The sequence below is a fragment of the Streptomyces sp. ME19-01-6 genome, from assembly GCF_033793745.1.
Taxonomy (GTDB): Bacteria; Actinomycetota; Actinomycetes; order Streptomycetales; family Streptomycetaceae; genus Streptomyces.
The window spans coordinates 93,789-109,528 of sequence record NZ_JARAXF010000018.1 but is presented as its reverse complement, the minus strand read 5'-3'; the positions used below and the strand labels follow the sequence as shown (position 1 = coordinate 109,528).

13 protein-coding genes and 1 pseudogene are annotated in these 15,740 nt (G+C 68.9%); 9 read left to right on the top strand and 5 right to left on the bottom strand.

Annotated features, from left to right (window positions below):
- The first annotated feature begins 3 nt into the window (after window positions 1-3).
- The 3 genes from PV419_RS32320 to PV419_RS32310 all read left to right on the top strand — a co-directional run bounded on the left by PV419_RS32320 (window position 4) and on the right by PV419_RS32310 (window position 5,154).
- Window positions 4-2,100, top strand: a complete 2,097-nt coding sequence (locus PV419_RS32320) for an APC family permease (RefSeq protein ID WP_319695012.1) — start codon at window positions 4-6, stop codon at window positions 2,098-2,100.
- A gap of 94 nt (window positions 2,101-2,194) precedes the next feature.
- The gene (locus tag PV419_RS32315; RefSeq protein WP_319695010.1) at window positions 2,195-3,547 is read left to right on the top strand and encodes a class I SAM-dependent RNA methyltransferase; all 1,353 of its coding nucleotides are present in this window, start codon (window positions 2,195-2,197) and stop codon (window positions 3,545-3,547) included.
- A 509-nt stretch (window positions 3,548-4,056) separates the two neighbouring features.
- Window positions 4,057-5,154 (top strand): NmrA family NAD(P)-binding protein, encoded by a 1,098-nt coding sequence (locus PV419_RS32310; RefSeq protein ID WP_319695009.1) that lies wholly within the window; start codon window positions 4,057-4,059, stop codon window positions 5,152-5,154.
- Window positions 5,155-5,995: 841 nt separating this feature from the next.
- Here the strand turns inward: PV419_RS32310 and PV419_RS32305 are convergent.
- From PV419_RS32305 to PV419_RS32285, 5 genes are all read right to left on the bottom strand, one after another.
- Window positions 5,996-6,217, bottom strand: coding sequence for a hypothetical protein (locus PV419_RS32305; RefSeq protein ID WP_319695008.1), 222 nt, complete (start codon window positions 6,215-6,217; stop codon window positions 5,996-5,998).
- A 21-nt stretch (window positions 6,218-6,238) separates the two neighbouring features.
- Window positions 6,239-6,361 (bottom strand): hypothetical protein, encoded by a 123-nt coding sequence (locus PV419_RS32300; RefSeq protein ID WP_319695007.1) that lies wholly within the window; start codon window positions 6,359-6,361, stop codon window positions 6,239-6,241.
- Between the two features lie 127 nt (window positions 6,362-6,488).
- Window positions 6,489-6,614, bottom strand: a complete 126-nt coding sequence (locus tag PV419_RS32295) for a hypothetical protein (protein WP_319695005.1) — start codon at window positions 6,612-6,614, stop codon at window positions 6,489-6,491.
- A 39-nt stretch (window positions 6,615-6,653) separates the two neighbouring features.
- Window positions 6,654-7,532 (bottom strand): alpha/beta hydrolase, encoded by an 879-nt coding sequence (locus tag PV419_RS32290; protein ID WP_319695003.1) that lies wholly within the window; start codon window positions 7,530-7,532, stop codon window positions 6,654-6,656.
- A 22-nt stretch (window positions 7,533-7,554) separates the two neighbouring features.
- A complete protein-coding gene (locus tag PV419_RS32285) occupies window positions 7,555-8,256 on the bottom strand; it encodes an SDR family oxidoreductase (RefSeq protein ID WP_319695002.1) in 702 nt (233 codons plus the stop codon).
- A gap of 220 nt (window positions 8,257-8,476) precedes the next feature.
- Between PV419_RS32285 and PV419_RS32280 the strand changes: the two genes are divergently transcribed.
- From PV419_RS32280 to PV419_RS32255, 6 genes and pseudogenes are all read left to right on the top strand, one after another.
- Window positions 8,477-9,976 (top strand): MFS transporter, encoded by a 1,500-nt coding sequence (locus tag PV419_RS32280; protein ID WP_319695000.1) that lies wholly within the window; start codon window positions 8,477-8,479, stop codon window positions 9,974-9,976.
- Window positions 9,977-10,655: 679 nt separating this feature from the next.
- Window positions 10,656-11,225, top strand: coding sequence for a TetR/AcrR family transcriptional regulator (locus PV419_RS32275; protein WP_319694998.1), 570 nt, complete (start codon window positions 10,656-10,658; stop codon window positions 11,223-11,225).
- 280 nt (window positions 11,226-11,505) lie between these two features.
- Window positions 11,506-12,633 (top strand): 4Fe-4S binding protein, encoded by a 1,128-nt coding sequence (locus PV419_RS32270; protein ID WP_319694996.1) that lies wholly within the window; start codon window positions 11,506-11,508, stop codon window positions 12,631-12,633.
- Window positions 12,630-13,928, top strand: coding sequence for an SNG1 family protein (locus tag PV419_RS32265; protein ID WP_319694994.1), 1,299 nt, complete (start codon window positions 12,630-12,632; stop codon window positions 13,926-13,928). The genes PV419_RS32270 and PV419_RS32265 overlap by 4 nt, the downstream gene beginning before the upstream one ends.
- A 202-nt stretch (window positions 13,929-14,130) precedes the next feature.
- A pseudogene (locus PV419_RS32260) lies at window positions 14,131-14,295 on the top strand (TetR/AcrR family transcriptional regulator); the annotation flags it as partial.
- A gap of 577 nt (window positions 14,296-14,872) precedes the next feature.
- Window positions 14,873-15,688 (top strand): oxidoreductase, encoded by an 816-nt coding sequence (locus PV419_RS32255; RefSeq protein WP_319694992.1) that lies wholly within the window; start codon window positions 14,873-14,875, stop codon window positions 15,686-15,688.
- Window positions 15,689-15,740: the final 52 nt, after the last annotated feature.

The following is a 15,740-nucleotide window of genomic DNA, read 5'->3' as shown; positions in this document are numbered from 1 at the left end:
TCCGTGTCCAAACTGACCGACGTTCCTAAACGGATCCTCATCGGGCGGGCGCTGCGCAGCGACAAGCTGGGAGAAACGCTCCTCCCCAAGCGCATCGCGCTCCCCGTCTTCGCCTCCGACCCGCTGTCCTCCGTCGCGTACGCGCCAGGGCAGGTGATGATCGTTCTCTCGGTGGCGGGTGCGTCGGGCTATCACTACAGCCCTTGGATCACTGTCGCGATCATCGTGCTGATGTTCACGGTGGTCGCCTCGTACCGCCAGAACGTGCACGCCTATCCCAGCGGCGGCGGTGACTACGAGGTGGCCAACACGAACCTGGGCCCCCGGGCGGGGCTGACGGTCGCCAGCGCCCTGCTCGTCGACTACGTCCTGACCGTGGCGGTGTCGATCTCCTCGGGCGTGGAGAACCTGGGCTCCGCGGTGCCCTTCGTCGTCGAGCACAAGACCCTGTGCGCGATCGGCATCATCCTGCTGCTGACCCTGATGAACCTGCGCGGTGTGCGCGAGTCCGGCAAGCTGTTCGCGATCCCCACGTATGTGTTCGTCGCCGGCGTCTTCATCATGATCGCCTGGGGCGCTTACCGCGGGCTGGCCCTCGGGGACTCGATGAAGGCGCCCACCGCCGGCTACGAGATCAAGGCCGAGCACACCGGGCTCGCCGGGTTCGCGCTGGTCTTCCTGCTGCTGCGGGCCTTCTCCGACGGCTGTGCCGCGCTCACCGGCGTCGAGGCGATCAGCAACGGCGTGCCCGCCTTCCGCAAGCCCAAGAGCCGCAACGCCGCCACCACACTGGCGCTGATGGGCGGCCTCGCCGTCACCATGTTCTGCGGGATCATCGCTCTCGCGATGGCCACCGATGTGAAGATGGCCGAGGACCCGGCCAAGGACCTGCTGAACAAGGGCGTGGCGCTCGGCGAGCACTACACCCAGGACCCGGTGATCACCCAGGTCGCGGCGGCCGTCTTCGGCGACGGCTCGCTGCTGTTCGTCGTGCTGGCCGCGGCCACCGCGCTGGTCCTGTTCCTGGCCGCCAACACCGCGTACAACGGCTTCCCGCTGCTCGGCTCGATCCTCGCCCAGGACCGCTACCTCCCGCGCCAGCTGCACACCCGCGGCGACCGGCTCGCCTTCTCCAACGGCATCGTGCTGCTCGCCGGGGCCGCCGCGATCCTCGTCTACATCTACGGCGCGGACTCGACCCGGCTGATCCAGCTCTACATCGTCGGCGTCTTCGTCTCCTTCACGCTCAGCCAGACCGGCATGGTGCGGCACTGGAACCGCCATCTGCGGACCGAGCAGGACCCGGCGGTGCGCCGCCGGATGCTCCGCTCGCGCGCGATCAACGCCTTCGGCGCCTTCTTCACCGGTCTGGTGCTGGCCGTGGTGCTGCTGACCAAGTTCACCCACGGCGCCTGGGTCGCCCTGCTCGGCATGGTCGTCTTCTACGTCCTCATGACCGCGATCCGCCGCCACTACGACGGCGTCTCCGGCGAGCTGTCGGCCTACGAGGACGACGAGGACGAGACGACCGTGCGCCCCTCCCGGGTGCACTCCATCGTCCTCGTCTCCAAGATCCACAAGCCGACGCTGCGCGCCCTCGCCTACGCCAAGCTGATGCGTTCCCACAAGCTGGAGGCGCTGAGCATCAGCGTGGACCCGGCCGAGACCAAGGCGCTGCGGGAGGAGTGGACCGAGCGCGGCATAGACGTCCCCCTGAAGATCCTCGACTCGCCCTACCGCGAGATCACCCGGCCGGCCATCGACTACGTCAAGGGCCTGCGCCGGGAGAGCCCGCGCGACGTGATCTCCGTCTATATCCCGGAGTACGTGGTCGGCCGCTGGTACGAGCACCTTCTGCACAACCAGAGCGCGCTGCGGCTCAAGGGCCGGCTGCTGTTCACCCCGGGCGTCATGGTGACCTCGGTGCCCTGGCAGCTGGACTCCTCGGAGCTGGCCCGCAAGCGCGCCCGCAAGCGGGCCGAGTGGCATGCGCCGGGCGCGGTGCGGCGGGGCCCGGTGGGGCAGCCCAAGGGCGACAAGGCGGCGGGCGACAAGGCGGCGGTGCGGCAGCCGGTCGGTGACAAGCAGCCGAGGGCCTAGACTGGTGGGCTGACCGGTGGGCCGGCGCCCACCGCGGTCCGCGCAGTCCAGCAGTCCCGCTGTTCCCCGCCACAACCTCTGGAGCCGACCCGCCATGCACCGTGAACCCAAGGCGTCGCTGGTCGGCGAGGAGTACGAGGTCGAGGTCGGGCCGGTCGCCCACGGCGGCCACTGCGTCGCCCGCACCTCGGAGGGCCGCGTGCTGTTCGTCCGGCACGCCCTGCCCGGTGAGCGCGTCGTGGCCCGGGTGACCGAGGGCGAGCCGGACTCGCGCTTCCTGCGGGCCGACGCGGTGCGGGTGCTGGAGGCATCCAAGGACCGAGTCGAGGCCCCGTGCCCGTTCTCCGGCCCCGGCCGGTGCGGCGGCTGCGACTGGCAGCACGTGGCCCCGGGCGCCCAGCGCCGGCTGAAGGCGGAGGTCATCACCGAGCAGCTGAGCCGGCTCGCCGGGCTGACCCCCGAAGAGGCCCGCTGGGACGGCACCGTCGAACCCGCCCCCGGCGACAAGGTCGCCCGGGGCGAGGTCCCGGCCTGGCGCACCCGCGTGCAGTACGCGGTGGACGAGCAGGGGCGGCCGGGGCTGCGCCGCCACCGCTCGCACGAGGTCGAGCCCGTCGACCACTGCCTGATCGCCGCTCCCGGCGTCAGCGAACTCGGCGTCGAGAAGCGCGAATGGCCGCAGATCGCGACCGTGGAGGCGATCGCCGCCACGGGCTCCTCCGACCGCCAGGTCGTCCTCACCCCGCGCCCCGGCGGCCGGCTCCCGCTGGTGGAGCTGGACCGGCCGGTCTCCGTGCTCCGGCTCGGAGAACCCCATGGAGGTGGCGCCCGGGAGGGCACCCGCGCGGTGCACCGGGTGCACGGCCGCCCCTTCGTCCGCGAGCGCGCCGCCGGCCGCACCTGGAGGGTCGGCGAGGGCGGCTTCTGGCAGGTCCACCCCCAGGCCGCGGATCTGCTCGTCGAAGCCGTCATGCAGGGCCTGATGCCGCGCAAGGGCGAGATGGCGCTCGACCTGTACTGCGGGGTCGGCCTCTTCGCGGGCGCGCTCGCCGAGCGGGTCGGCGAGCGCGGCGCGGTGCTGGGCATCGAATCCGGCAAGCGCGCGGTCGAGGACGCCCGCCACAACCTCCAGGACTTGCCCCGCGTCCGGATCGAGCACGGCAAGGTCGAGCAGGTCCTGCCCCGCACCGGCATCACCGAGGCCGACCTGATCGTCCTGGACCCGCCCCGGGCCGGCGCGGGCAAGGAGACCGTGACCCGCCTGGCCTCCCTCGGCCCGCGCCGCATCGCCTACGTGGCCTGCGACCCGGCGGCCCTGGCCCGCGACCTCATGTACTTCCGCGAGGCGGGCTATGTGCTGCGGCGCCTGCGCGCGTTCGACCTGTTCCCGGTGACGCACCACGTCGAGTGCGTGGCGATCCTCGAACCGGCCGCGAAGCGCTCCTGACCTGCGGTTTTGTTCGTGCGCATGATGTGCGGTGTGGGCGTTACGGGCGATACCTCGACGCTCGTCCTGACCGGAAAGGTCCGTGACCTGCCGCGCTTGCTGGGCCTGGGCTGTTGAGCTGCGCAAATCCATGCGGATGGCGCCGTCGAGGCGGATGACCTCGCCCTTGAGCGTGGGGCTCTCGGCGATGTGCCGTACCAGGGCGGCGGGGAGGGTGAGGGCGGCCACCCCCGCCCTTGGGCGTGTGTGGGAAGCATGCGGCCGGGTGTCGTGACGCCCGCGCAGCTGACCGCGACGCGCAGTGGGCTCGGTTCGCTCGCCGCGTCCACCGCGGTCTGTGCGGTGTCGGGGTCGGTGACATCGCAGGGGCGAAGCGGACGCGGGGGCCGGCGCCCGCGAGCTCCTCGGCGACGGCTGCCCCCGGTGAGGACGTCTGGGTGCTTGCCCCCCGGAAACCGATCGGTGTACGGTGTTGGAAACCGATCGGTTTCCATCTTGGAGTCCAAACCATGCCTACTCATGCCACCTCCTCCATCTTCGTCATCGGCGGAACGGGAGCCCAGGGGATGCCCGTTGTCCGCGCTCTTGTCGCCGACAAGAAGTACTCCGTCAAGGTCCTCACTCGGGACGCCAGCTCCCCCCGAGCTCAGGCGCTCGTCGCGCTCGGCAACGTCTCCATCCTCGAAGGGACGTTCGCCGATGAGGACGTACTGCGCGAAGGATTTCGCGGCTGCGACGGGGCGTTCATCAACATCGACGGGTTCAATACCGGCGAGAAAACGGAGACCTACTGGGCCATTCGCACTTATGAGATAGCGATCGAAGAAGGTGTCAAGTTCTTCGTCTACGGAAACCTCGACTACGCCCTCAAGAAATCAGGCTACGACTCCAGGTTCCGCACCGGCCACTATGACGGCAAGGGCCGTATGGCCGAATGGGTGCTGTTCCAGAACGAAAAGAACAGGGACCGGATGGGGGCAGCGGTCTTCACCTCGGGTCCCTATATCGAGATGGTGATCTCACCGCTCACGCCCATGACGCCCACCGTCGAGGACGGTGTCGTCACGTGGCGAGTCCCACTCGGCGAGGGGGCCGTCCCGCATGTGGCTCTGGAAGATTGCGGCTTCTATGTCCGCTGGCTCTTCGACCACCCGGAACGAGCCAACGGCATGGACCTCGAAGTCGCCATCGAGCACATGACCTATGCCGACATGGCCGCGGCATTCGAGAAGGTCACCGGGCACCCGGCGCGGTACATCGACACCGATCTGGAAGCATATTGGAACAGTCCGGACCTGACGGGGATTGCAGATCACCCTGCCGGATACAACGCCGACCCCGACGACAAAAGCACCATGAGCTTCCGTGACAATTTCACCGGCTTCTGGAATGTGTGGAAGCACGGGATCATCACCAGGGACTACGCCCTGCTCGACGAAATTCACCCCGACAGGATCAGAAGCGCCGAGCAGTGGTTCCGTCGGGAGGACCAGTTGGGCAGGGAACTCGGCAAGGGAAGTCTCTGGGAAAGGGTCCAGCCGGAGAACTGGAGCATGGACTCCGCGGTCCTCAAGAGCAGCGCGGACTTCAGGACGGGAAAGTTGTAAACGGACCGGCTTCACGGTGTGCTCTGTATCGCTCACGCTCCCCCCATTAGTGCATTTGAAGTAACTGGTTCCGGTCGGAAACCGTAGCCGTCGCCAGCCCGCACCCCACGCCAGATCAGCAGTGGCGCGCAGTAGGCGTGAACACCGAGATCTTCCAGGGCTACGCCCACCCCTGACTCCTGCTCGGCAGGCGCCGCATCGAAGCGGCGCCTGCCGACCCGACGTCATGGTCCTGCCGGGGCGCTCTCGTCGTACGCGCGCCGCCTTCTTGCCGTCGCGTGAGGGCGGACACGGCCGCCACCATCCCTCCCGCGCTCCGTCGGGGCGGTCCGAATACCGTCGTACCGTCGCCGCGGCAGCAGCGCCTCTCCGATCGGTGCGCGACACCCTCGCGGATGTTCGTCACGAGGTACTTTCGTACCCTGTCAATTACCCAGATGCGGGCTGACCTCCCCTGATTCGCCTGCACCCGGCGAGGCGGCAAGGGAACTACCTGACCGACGAGCTGCAGGTCCTGGAGGAGACGCTGATTGGCCGGGAGGAGGCGTCCCGTCAGTCGGGCAGCCGATCGGAGTGCCTTCTTGCAGGCGGCGAAGTACCCATACACCCTCTCCCACGGGGCGAAGACGTGGGGTGGGTGGCGTCGGCAGCAGAGCGGTGTACGACACCTGCGGCCAGACGGCCGGCGACCAGAGCCCGGACCATGTCCGCCGCGACGACCGCACCGCCGCCGATGCGGTCGGACAGTGCCCCGGCCGGCGGTCCGGCGATCATGGGGATGGCGGTCCAGGGCGGTATCCGCACAGCAGGCCGGCGGCGATGTCCGAAAGGCAGGCGGCGGTCACCTGGTCGTGCGCGGCCCGGCAGCGGGCAGGTCGACCTCGTCGTGCCGGCCCGCTACGCGGCAGGAGCGCGCCCAGCCGGGCTCCTGCCGGGAGCGCTCATGGCCCAGCTCCGGGAGGCCGTGCCGGGCGAACGCGGGAAACCGCCCGGCGGGCAGCTCCCCGTAACCGCCGCTCGCCAGGCCGTCGAGATCCCGTACGACTCCGGTGATGCCGCTCACGAGCGCGGCGGTGACGGCGCATCAGGGGGCGGTGATGCCGACCTCGATCGCGCCGCCGCGCGTCCACAGTCCGTCGTCCGGATCCGACCACGTGATCATCGGCGCGATCGCCTTCAGCTCCGGCGGCTTGGCCGGCGCCGCCATCCACTGGGTGCTGCCGAAGTAACTGCCCCCGGCGAACCGGCCGCGGGTGTCCTGGAGGACGACCTGAAGCCGCGCCGGGCCGCCGCCAGGGGATCGAGGATGCCGGCCGGCAAGGGCGTCTGCTTGCCTACGGCAGCCGGCTCAGCGGGACCGGCCACGGTCCGCTCCCGCCGGGCCGGTAGACGTCGGCGCACAGTACCGTGCCGTCACGCATCTGCGACGGAACGTCGAACTCGATCCGGATCTCCATCATGTACCGCTCCCCAGGTGTGGCCACAGTGGTCCGGGGCGGTCACGCCACCGCGTTCAACAGGTCGGCCAGGACGTCGGGCCGTTCCAGGGCGATGAAGTGGCCGGCCTTCGGCACCTGCGTGAAGTCGGCGGCAGGCAGCAGCTGCTTGTTGGCCTCCCGGTCCGAGGGCCGGGACCAGTCCTTCTCCCCATAGACGAGGTGTACGGGGGCCTTGACCTCGGGGTAGCGCGAGCGGGCCGCGATGAGGCTGGGCAGGTTCTGGTACACGCCCCGGGCGACGGCCGGGTAGCCGGGACGGCTGCCTACCTGGAGGAGCTCGTCCACGTAGTCCTCGGGCAGTGCGCTCTTGTCACCCAGGCCGCCCTGAAGAATCTTGCGGAGGGCGGGCTTGGGCTCCACACCGGCGATCACCGGGCCCACTCCGGGCGTGAGGACACCGCTGACCACGACGCGGGCGAGGAGGCTGGAGCGGGCGATTCCGCCGCGGAAGTCGTAGGTGTTCACCGCGACGACGCGTCGTACCCGCTCCGGGAGGTCGGCCGCGGCGGTCAGGGCGAGCACCGCCCCCATGGACTCCCCGACCAACGTCACGTCATGCAGGTCGAGTTCGGTGAGGAGCCGCTCGACGCCCGCGCGCATGGCCGGCTCGTCGTACGACGCCCCGGGCATGATCTCGGAGTAGCCCATTCCCGGCAGATCGAGGGCGTAGACGGTGTACTGCTCCGCGATCAACGGGATGAGGAGACGGAAGTGCTCGGCCTGGGTGCGCACGGTGTGCAGCAGGACCAGCGGGGCACCGCTGCCCGCCTTGAGGTAGCGCAGCGTTCCCTCGCGGCCGTCACGTCCTGCGCGAGGGGCGATGCTGTGTGTGGTGGTCCCCGGAATGTGAATCGTGGGACGGGACTCCTGGCTGGGCATCTCGCCGTCTCCCTTTCCTGTCCTACTTGGCCAGCTGGGCGTACAGCCCGGCCAGGTCGCCGGCCAGGCCCGCCTTGACCTGGCGCGTGATGTCGTCGGCGAGCACCTCGTACGCGCCCGTCTCGACCCCGTCGAGGGCGAGTGCGGCAACCTCATGAGGGTCGGACTTGGGTGCGTCGACGTCCGCCGCCAGGTCCGTGTCGACGTATCCGACGTGCAGTCCGGTGACGGCGATCCCGCGGGGCTGGAGTTCCAGGCGCAGGGAGTTGGTCTGCGACCACAGGGCGGCCTTGGAGGCGCTGTAGGAGCCGCCGAGGGCCAGCCAGGAGAGCACGGAGTGCACGTTGAGGATGTGGCCGCCGCCGTTGCGCTCGATCACGGGCACGAAGGCCCGGGCGACCAGCAGCGGGCCGTAGAAGTTGGTCTCGAACTCCCGGCGTACGTCGTCGACCGGGGAGTCGAGGAATGAGGCGCCGACCGCGGCACCGGCGTTGTTGATCAGTACGGTGACGTCTTCCGCCTGTGCGGCGGCCGCCGCCACGGAGGCCGGGTCGGTGACCTCCAGCGCCACCGGGACCGCGTCGGGGTGCGTCACGCTGCGCGGGTCGCGGGCCGTGGCGTAGACCTTGCCGGCGCCACGCACGTACAGCTCTTCCACCAGCGCCTTGCCGATGCCCCTGCTGCCGCCGGTGACGAAGACGTTTGCGCCCTTCAAAGCGGTCATGACTGCCTCCACAAAAACGGGAAACCGATCGGTTTCCATCACTGTAAACCGATCGGTTTCAAGGTGCAAGCTCACGGAAGGAGCCAGTCGCGGCGTCGGGTCGCTCGCAGGCCGGAGGCCACCCGTTCACTTGCGCCGTGGAAACCGATCTGTTTACAGTGATGGAAACCGATCGGTTTCCGGCCGGTGTCCGGCCTATGACCAGCGACAAAGGGAAAAGATGACTACCACCTTTGACCGTGGGGCGCCCGCCTCCGGGAAAACAGACTCGGGCCGCCGCGGCTCACATGCCGTGCGCTGGTGGGTGCTTGTCGTGCTGGGCGTGGCACAGCTCATGGTCACGCTCGATGCGACCGTCGTGAACATCGCGCTGCCCGCAGCGCAACATGACCTCGGTTTCAGCGACGGCAGCCGGCAGTGGGTCATCACGGGTTACGCCCTGGCATTCGGCAGCCTGCTGTTGCTCGGTGGCCGGCTCGGTGACCTGTTCGGCCGACGTACCACATTCCTGCTCGGCCTGATCGGTTTCGCGGGCGCATCCGTCGTCGGCGGCGCAGCCGGCAACTTCGAAATCCTCGTCGCGGCACGTGTGGCCCAAGGTCTCTCCGCCGCGCTGCTTGCGCCCGCGGCACTCTCGCTGGTCAGCGTGACGTTCACCGAACCGGCCGAGAGGGCGAAGGCATTCGGCATCTTCAGTGCGTTGTCCGGTGCGGGCGGCGCGGTCGGGCTGCTGCTCGGCGGCATGCTCACCGAATGGGCGTCGTGGCGCTGGGTGATGTACGTGAACGTCGTCTTCGCGGCCGTCGCGCTGGTCGGTGCGGTACTGCTACTGGCCAAGCCTGCGGTCGCCAAGCGACCGCAACTCGACATTCCGGGCACCATCGTGGCGAGCGCAGCGCTGTTCGCCATCGTCTACGGGTTCGCGCACGTCGAATCCACCAGTTGGACCAACCCGGTCACCCTCGGCTCCATGATCGTCGGTGTGGTGCTGCTCGCGGTCTTCGTATGGCTGGAGTCCAGGGTCGCGCATCCGCTGCTGCCGCTGCGACTCGTACTGGACCGGACGCGCGGTGGTTCGTTCCTGGCGGTATTCGTCGTGGGCATGGGGATGTTCTCGATCTTCCTGTTCCTGACCTATTACCTGGAGGCCAGCATCGGCTACTCGCCGATCAAGACCGGTCTGGCGTTCCTGCCGATGGTCGGGGGAATCGTCGCTGCCGCGACCACGGCGCCTTCGCTGCTGCTGCCCAGGGTCGGTCCGAAGATTCTGGTCAGCGCCAGCTTCCTGGTCGCCGCAGCCGGTATGGCCTTGCTGACCCAGCTCGCGCTGGACAGCGGCTACGTCGCCGACATCATGCCCGGCATGATCCTGCTGGGACTCGGCCTCGGTGGCGTGATGACCACCGCGTTCCAGGGTGCGACCGCAGGCGTCCACCACGAGGACACGGGCGTCGCCTCGGCGCTGATCAACACCGGCCAGCAGGTGGGTGGCTCGATCAGCACGGCGCTGCTGACCACCGTTGCGTCATCGGCCGCGACCGACTACGTGTCCTCGCACAAGCCCGGCGCGCTGACCGTGGCGCAGGCCGGGGTCGAGGGCTACACGGCCACTCTGGCGTGGGGCGCCGGGTTCTTCGTGGTCGGTGCGGTGCTCGCAGCGTTCCTGATACCGAACGCGGCTCTGGCGCCGTCGGAGGGCGAGCCCGTGATCGCCCACTGAGCCTGAATCCACCGCGGATACGCGGTGGATCACATCGAGTGGGCAGTGAGAAATGCCCTGTTACCTGCGATGATTGGTGTTCTCGCGGCGCAAATCAGCTAAGGAGGACAGGGCTTCTCCGAAATGGTGTCCACTTACCCGCGCGATCCGTCTTCAGTGAACTGATCATCGCGAGTAGCGGGCACCCACCATGTGGGCTGAACTTCCGAGGCTGATGGGCACGCCGGCCCTTGGCGGCGCGGTCGCCTGCCGCTGCTGTGACTGCCCTCGGCGTGCGCCATCGCGGTCCCAGGATCGGTGCGCTCACCCTCCTTGCCGTGTTCGGCACGCCCGGCATGCGGTGCCGACGGCCGGCCGCCACCCCCATCAAGGCGCTGCCCGGCTTCTACCGCTTCCTCGCGGAGTTCGAGCCGCTGTGGCAGATCACCGGCGGTGTCCGCGCCATCCTCTGCGGCGCCCAAGGTGACGCGGGTCTGCGATTTCGTGGTGACGGGCTGGTGCGACCGCCAGGGGCTGCACCACGTCCCCGCGGAGGCGAAGCCCGAGAAGACCGTCACCCCGGCGTGGCGGGAACCGTACTCATATGCCCGCTCGGCCGTGGGCGGCGTCGAAGATCGCCCCGGCAAGAACCGTAAACCGATCGGTTTTCATTTGGCCGGAATCGAGTTAACCTCGCAATATGACCACCGAGGCGAAGTCAAGCCCCCGAGAGCGGCTGCTGGAGGCAGCGGCCACGCTCACCTACCGAGACGGTGTCGGCATCGGCGTCGACGCGCTGTGCAAGGCGGCGGGGGTGTCGAAGCGTTCCATGTACCAGCTTTTCGAGAGCAAGGACGAACTGCTGGCGGCGAGCCTGGAGGAACGTGCCTCCGCCTACGTGGCGACGCTCCTGCCCGCGGCGGACGACAACCGTTCACCCCGCCAGCGGATTCTGCACGTCTTCGACCAGCTGGCGTCACAGGCGGGTGCGCCCGACTTCCAGGGCTGTCGGTACCTGGTTGTTCAGATCGAGCTCAAAGACCAGGGCCACCCTGCGAGCCAGGTGGCCCACCGGGTCAAGGAGAACCTGACAGGTTTCTTCCGTGCCGAGGCCGAAAAGGGAGGCGCGAGCGACCCGGATCTGATGGCCCGGCAGCTGATCCTTGTCTTCGACGGCGCCAGCGCCCGCGCGGGAATCAAAGCCGACACGCCGACAGGGCTCATCGCCCCCACGGTGACCACTCTGCTCGATGCGGCGGACATGCGCTGACGCATCACGTTGGCGAGCAACCTCGGTGAGCGATGCGCTCGGCGAGTCGCTGCCGGCCTCCGGCGACCCGTTGGGTCTCGTTGACCTCGGCGCCGCGGGACTGGGCTCTGATCGCCGGGCGACCGATCGCCAACCTCCCTGAGGAACTTGGTCGACATGCCGAAGGGGAGGCTCGCCGCTTGGCCTTGCGTGAGGAAAACGATCGGTTTACGATGATGAAACTGATCGGTTTCTCGCCGTGGCGGCGAGTCTCAAGAACGAGACTTACGAGGAGTGCCGGATGAGGACCACCGCGCGCGGCGTCGATGGACAGTCGGCGGATCCCAGGCTTCCGGCGAAGCTGGCCGCGCACCCGTCGGTGCAGGCCGTCCTCGCCCGCCGCCGAGCAGGCGAGCTCGCAAGCCCGGCGCCGGTGATCGACGCGGCCTGGCTGCGCGAGCTGTGCCTGGCGGCCGGCGCGGACGACGCCGCCGCGGTCAGCCTGGACCACCCTGACCTGGCCGGCGAGCGCGAGTACGCGCAGTCCGCGCTGCCCGGCACCCGCACCCTGATCGCGATGGCGGTCCGGATGAACCGCGACAACTGCCGCTCCCCGGCGCGCAGCGTGGCCAACCAGGAGTTCCATCAGACCGACGAACAGGCCAACCATGCCGCGCGCCGCGTCACCCAGGCGCTCCAGGACGCCGGCTACCGCGCGCTCAATCCGTCGGTCGGTTTCCCCCAGGAGATGGACCGTTTCCCCCGTGAGCGGATCTGGGTGGTGGCGCACAAGACGGTCGCGGTGGCCGCCGGGCTCGGCGTGATAGGCCTGCACCGCAACGTCATCCACCCGAAGTTCGGCAGCTTCATCCTGCTGGTCACCGTGCTGGTGGACGCGGAGGTGAGCGAGTACGGGCAGGCGCTGGACTACAACCCCTGTATCGACTGCAAGTTGTGCGTCGCGGCCTGCCCGGTCGGCGCCATCGCCAAGGACGGCGCCTTCGACGCGCTGGCCTGCACCACGCACAACTACCGCGAGTTCATGAGCGGGTTCACCGACTGGGCGCAGACCGTGGCCGACAGCGAGGACGCCGCAGATTACCGCTCCCGGGTCACCGATTCCGAGAACGCCTCCATGTGGCAGAGCCTGAGCTCGCCCCCCGGCTACAAATCCGGCTACTGCGTTGCCGTCTGCCCCGGCGGCGAGGACGTCCTGGGCCCGTACCTGGACGACCGCAAGTCGTTCATGGACACCGTGCTGCGACCGCTCCAGGACAAGAAGGAAACGCTCTACGTCCTGCCGGGCTCACACGCGCAGGAGTACGCCCGGCGCCGATTCCCCCACAAGCCCGTCAAGGAAGTCACCGGCGGCTGGCAGCCCCCGGCGAAGCGTTCCGCGTCCGCCGAGCGAGAGCAACGTACGGCATGAGTGGCATTCACCCCTTCCGTGTTCTGCGCGCCAAACCTCTGTGGATGGCCAACGGTGTCATCACGGGCGTCCTCGCGCTTCTGTTCACCGTGTTCTACGTCGGCGCCAACATCGATCCGGTCGATCACATGACCAAGCTGCCTGTCGGCCTGGTCAACTCCGACAAGGGAGCCGCCGTCGGCGGCAAGCGGGTCAACCTGGGGGCTCGGATCACCGAGTCGATCAACAAGTCCACCGCGAGCGGGGACAGTATCGACTGGCAGGTGATGGGCGAGAAGGAGATGAAGGAGGGGCTCGGTAAGGGCAAGCTGTACGGCGCGCTCGTCGTCCCCGCCGACTTCACCTCCTCCATCACCGCGCTGACCGGTACCACGACCACCGGGACTCCGGCCCGCCCGAGGCTGACGGTGCTCACCAACCAGTCGGCCGGCAGTCTGGGCTCCGGCCTGGCCCGGACGGCGACGACCCAGGCAGCCGAGAACGCCTCGCTGCAAGTGGGCAAGGAGCTGACCGCCCAGATCGGAACCGCGCAGGCGAAGCTGCCCACCGCGGCACGCGTCCTGCTCGCCGACCCGGCCGCCGTCACCGTCGAGGACGGCCATCCGCTCGACTCGCGCAGCGGCCTGGGCCTGACGGCGTTCTACTACGCGCTCGTCCTGGTGGTCTGCGGCATGCTCTCCGCCAACGTCATCAGCGGCCAGGTCGACCACGCCCTCGGCTACACCCACAACGACATGGGCCCACTACGCCTGCACCGCCCGCTGATCCGGGCGACCCGGGTACAGACCCTCGCCATCAGCAGCACCCTCATGGTCGGGCTCTCCCTGCTGATGGGCACCCTGGTCATGGTGGGCGCGGTCGGCATCATGGGCATGGACGCCCCTCACCTGCCGCTGCTGTGGCTGTACTCGGTGGGCGCCATCGCGGTCTCGGGGATCGGCGCGCTCACCCTTCTCGCGGTCTTCGGCACACCCGGCATGCTGGTGGTCACGCTGGTCTTCATCGGGATGGCGGTGCCGACGTCCGGGGCCACCACTCCCATCGAGGCGCTGCCCGGCTTCTACCGCTTCCTCGCGGAGTTCGAGCCGCTGCGGCAGATCACCGGTGGCATCCGCTCGATCCTCTACTACGACGCCCAGGGCGACGCGGGCCTGACCCGGGGCTGGGTCATGATGGCCGCCGGCCTCGTGGTCGCAGCACTGTTCGGCTTCGGCGTACTGGGGTGGTACGACCGCAAGGGGCTGCACCGCGTCCCGGTGGAGACGACGCCCGAGAAGACGGCGGCCCCGGCATAGCGCAGGCCACCCTCCACATCCCCCAGGACGGGGCCATCACTCGGAGTGGCCCCTGTGTGTGTCGCCCTGCCGGGGACGACGGGCACGCACACCACCACGGCTCGGCGACGGCCCTCCCTCAGGCCGTCGCCGAGTCTCCGCGCGGACGCCATCCTGGAAACCGATCGGTTTCATTTGCTTCTCTTCGGGTCAACCTCGCGGTATGACCACCGAAGTGAAACAAAGCCCCAGGGAGTTGCGCGCTTCCGCCTATGTGGCGGCACTCCTGCCTGCGGCGGACGACGACCGTTCCCCGAGGGAGCGGATCCTGCAGGTCTTCGAGCAGGTGGAAGCGCAGTCGGGCGCGCCCGAGTTCTACGGCTGCCCCAGTGGTGCCGAGCATGCCGCGGGCGAAGAAGTCTGCGGTCCGGTCGGCATCGGCATCCAGTGACAGGTGCACGGTCTCCCGGACCCTCATCCAGCCGTCCCGGGCGAGCTCACCGATCAGGTCATCGCCCTGCGCTTCTGCGGCCGCCGCGACGGCATATCCCTGCATCTGCGTCAGGAGCGTTTCGGGGCTCGTCGAAATCAGCTGCGCGTAAGCGTTCGTCATGGCCTGAAGAGCCCGTTCTCCGTCTTCCGCCCCGTCGGCCGCCCCCTCGAAAGCCAGGCGTATGTCTTCCACGCTCCGCGTCAGAGCGGTGACGAAGATCGCCTTCTTGTCCGGGAGGAGCCGGAAGGGACAGGGCCGCGTGACGCCGGCCCGTCTGGCGTTCGCCGCGGTGGTGGTGCCGTGGCGGCCGGCGATCGCGAACTCTGCGATCGCCGTGCGGATGGCACGCTCGCGCCTCTCCTGCGCACTGACCCTGCCCATGCCGTCCTTCTCCTTGCCTGGGCTTGCATGAGGAAACTGATCGGTTTACAGTGGTGGAAACCGATCGGTTTTTCAATGCGTGGGAGTCATGATGACGACAGATCGGCCGGTGGCACTCGTTACGGGTGCGTCATCCGGCATCGGGAAGGCGACCGCGCTTGCACTGGTCGCAGCGGGTTTCGACGTGGTCGGCACAAGCCGGGACGCCTCACGCGTCACCCCACTCGACGGTGTGACGTTTCTCGACCTCGACGTGGCCAGCGACGCCTCGGTCGCCGCAGCGGTACAGAAGGTGAGCGAGCGGTTCGGGCGGATCGACGTCCTGGTCAACAACGCCGGTGTCGGCTCGACGGGTGCCGCGGAGGAAACCTCCGTCGAGCAGGCCCAGGCCGTCTTCGACACCAACGTCTTCGGGGTCATGCGCATGGTGACGGAGGTCCTGCCGTACATGCGCGCCCAGAAACGCGGACGCATCATCAACATCTCGTCCGTACTCGGATTCATGCCCCAGCCGTACATGGCCGTCTACGCCGCCTCCAAGCACGCGATCGAGGGCTACTCCGAGTCCCTGGACCACGAGGTCCGGGAGTACGGCGTCCGGTCGCTTCTCGTCGAACCCGCCTACACCAGGACCGGATTCGAGGCCAACAGCGCGAAGCCGGACACGCCCCTGCACGCCTACGCGAAGCAGCGGCAGACCGTCGACCGCGTGCTGGCGGAGGCGATCAGGGGCGGCGACGCACCCGCCGTCGTCGCCAAGGCGATCGTCGCGGCGGCGACCGATGCCAGGCCCAAGCTGCGCTACACCGCCGGCCCCACGGCCGGACGCGTGAGCACACTGCGCCGTCTCGTTCCCGCCCGGGCCTTCGACAAGCAGATCCGCAAGATCAACCGCCTGGCGGTCTGACGCGCAGGTTCACGCGGAGACGGTCACCCGGCACGACGGTCGCCGCCCACCG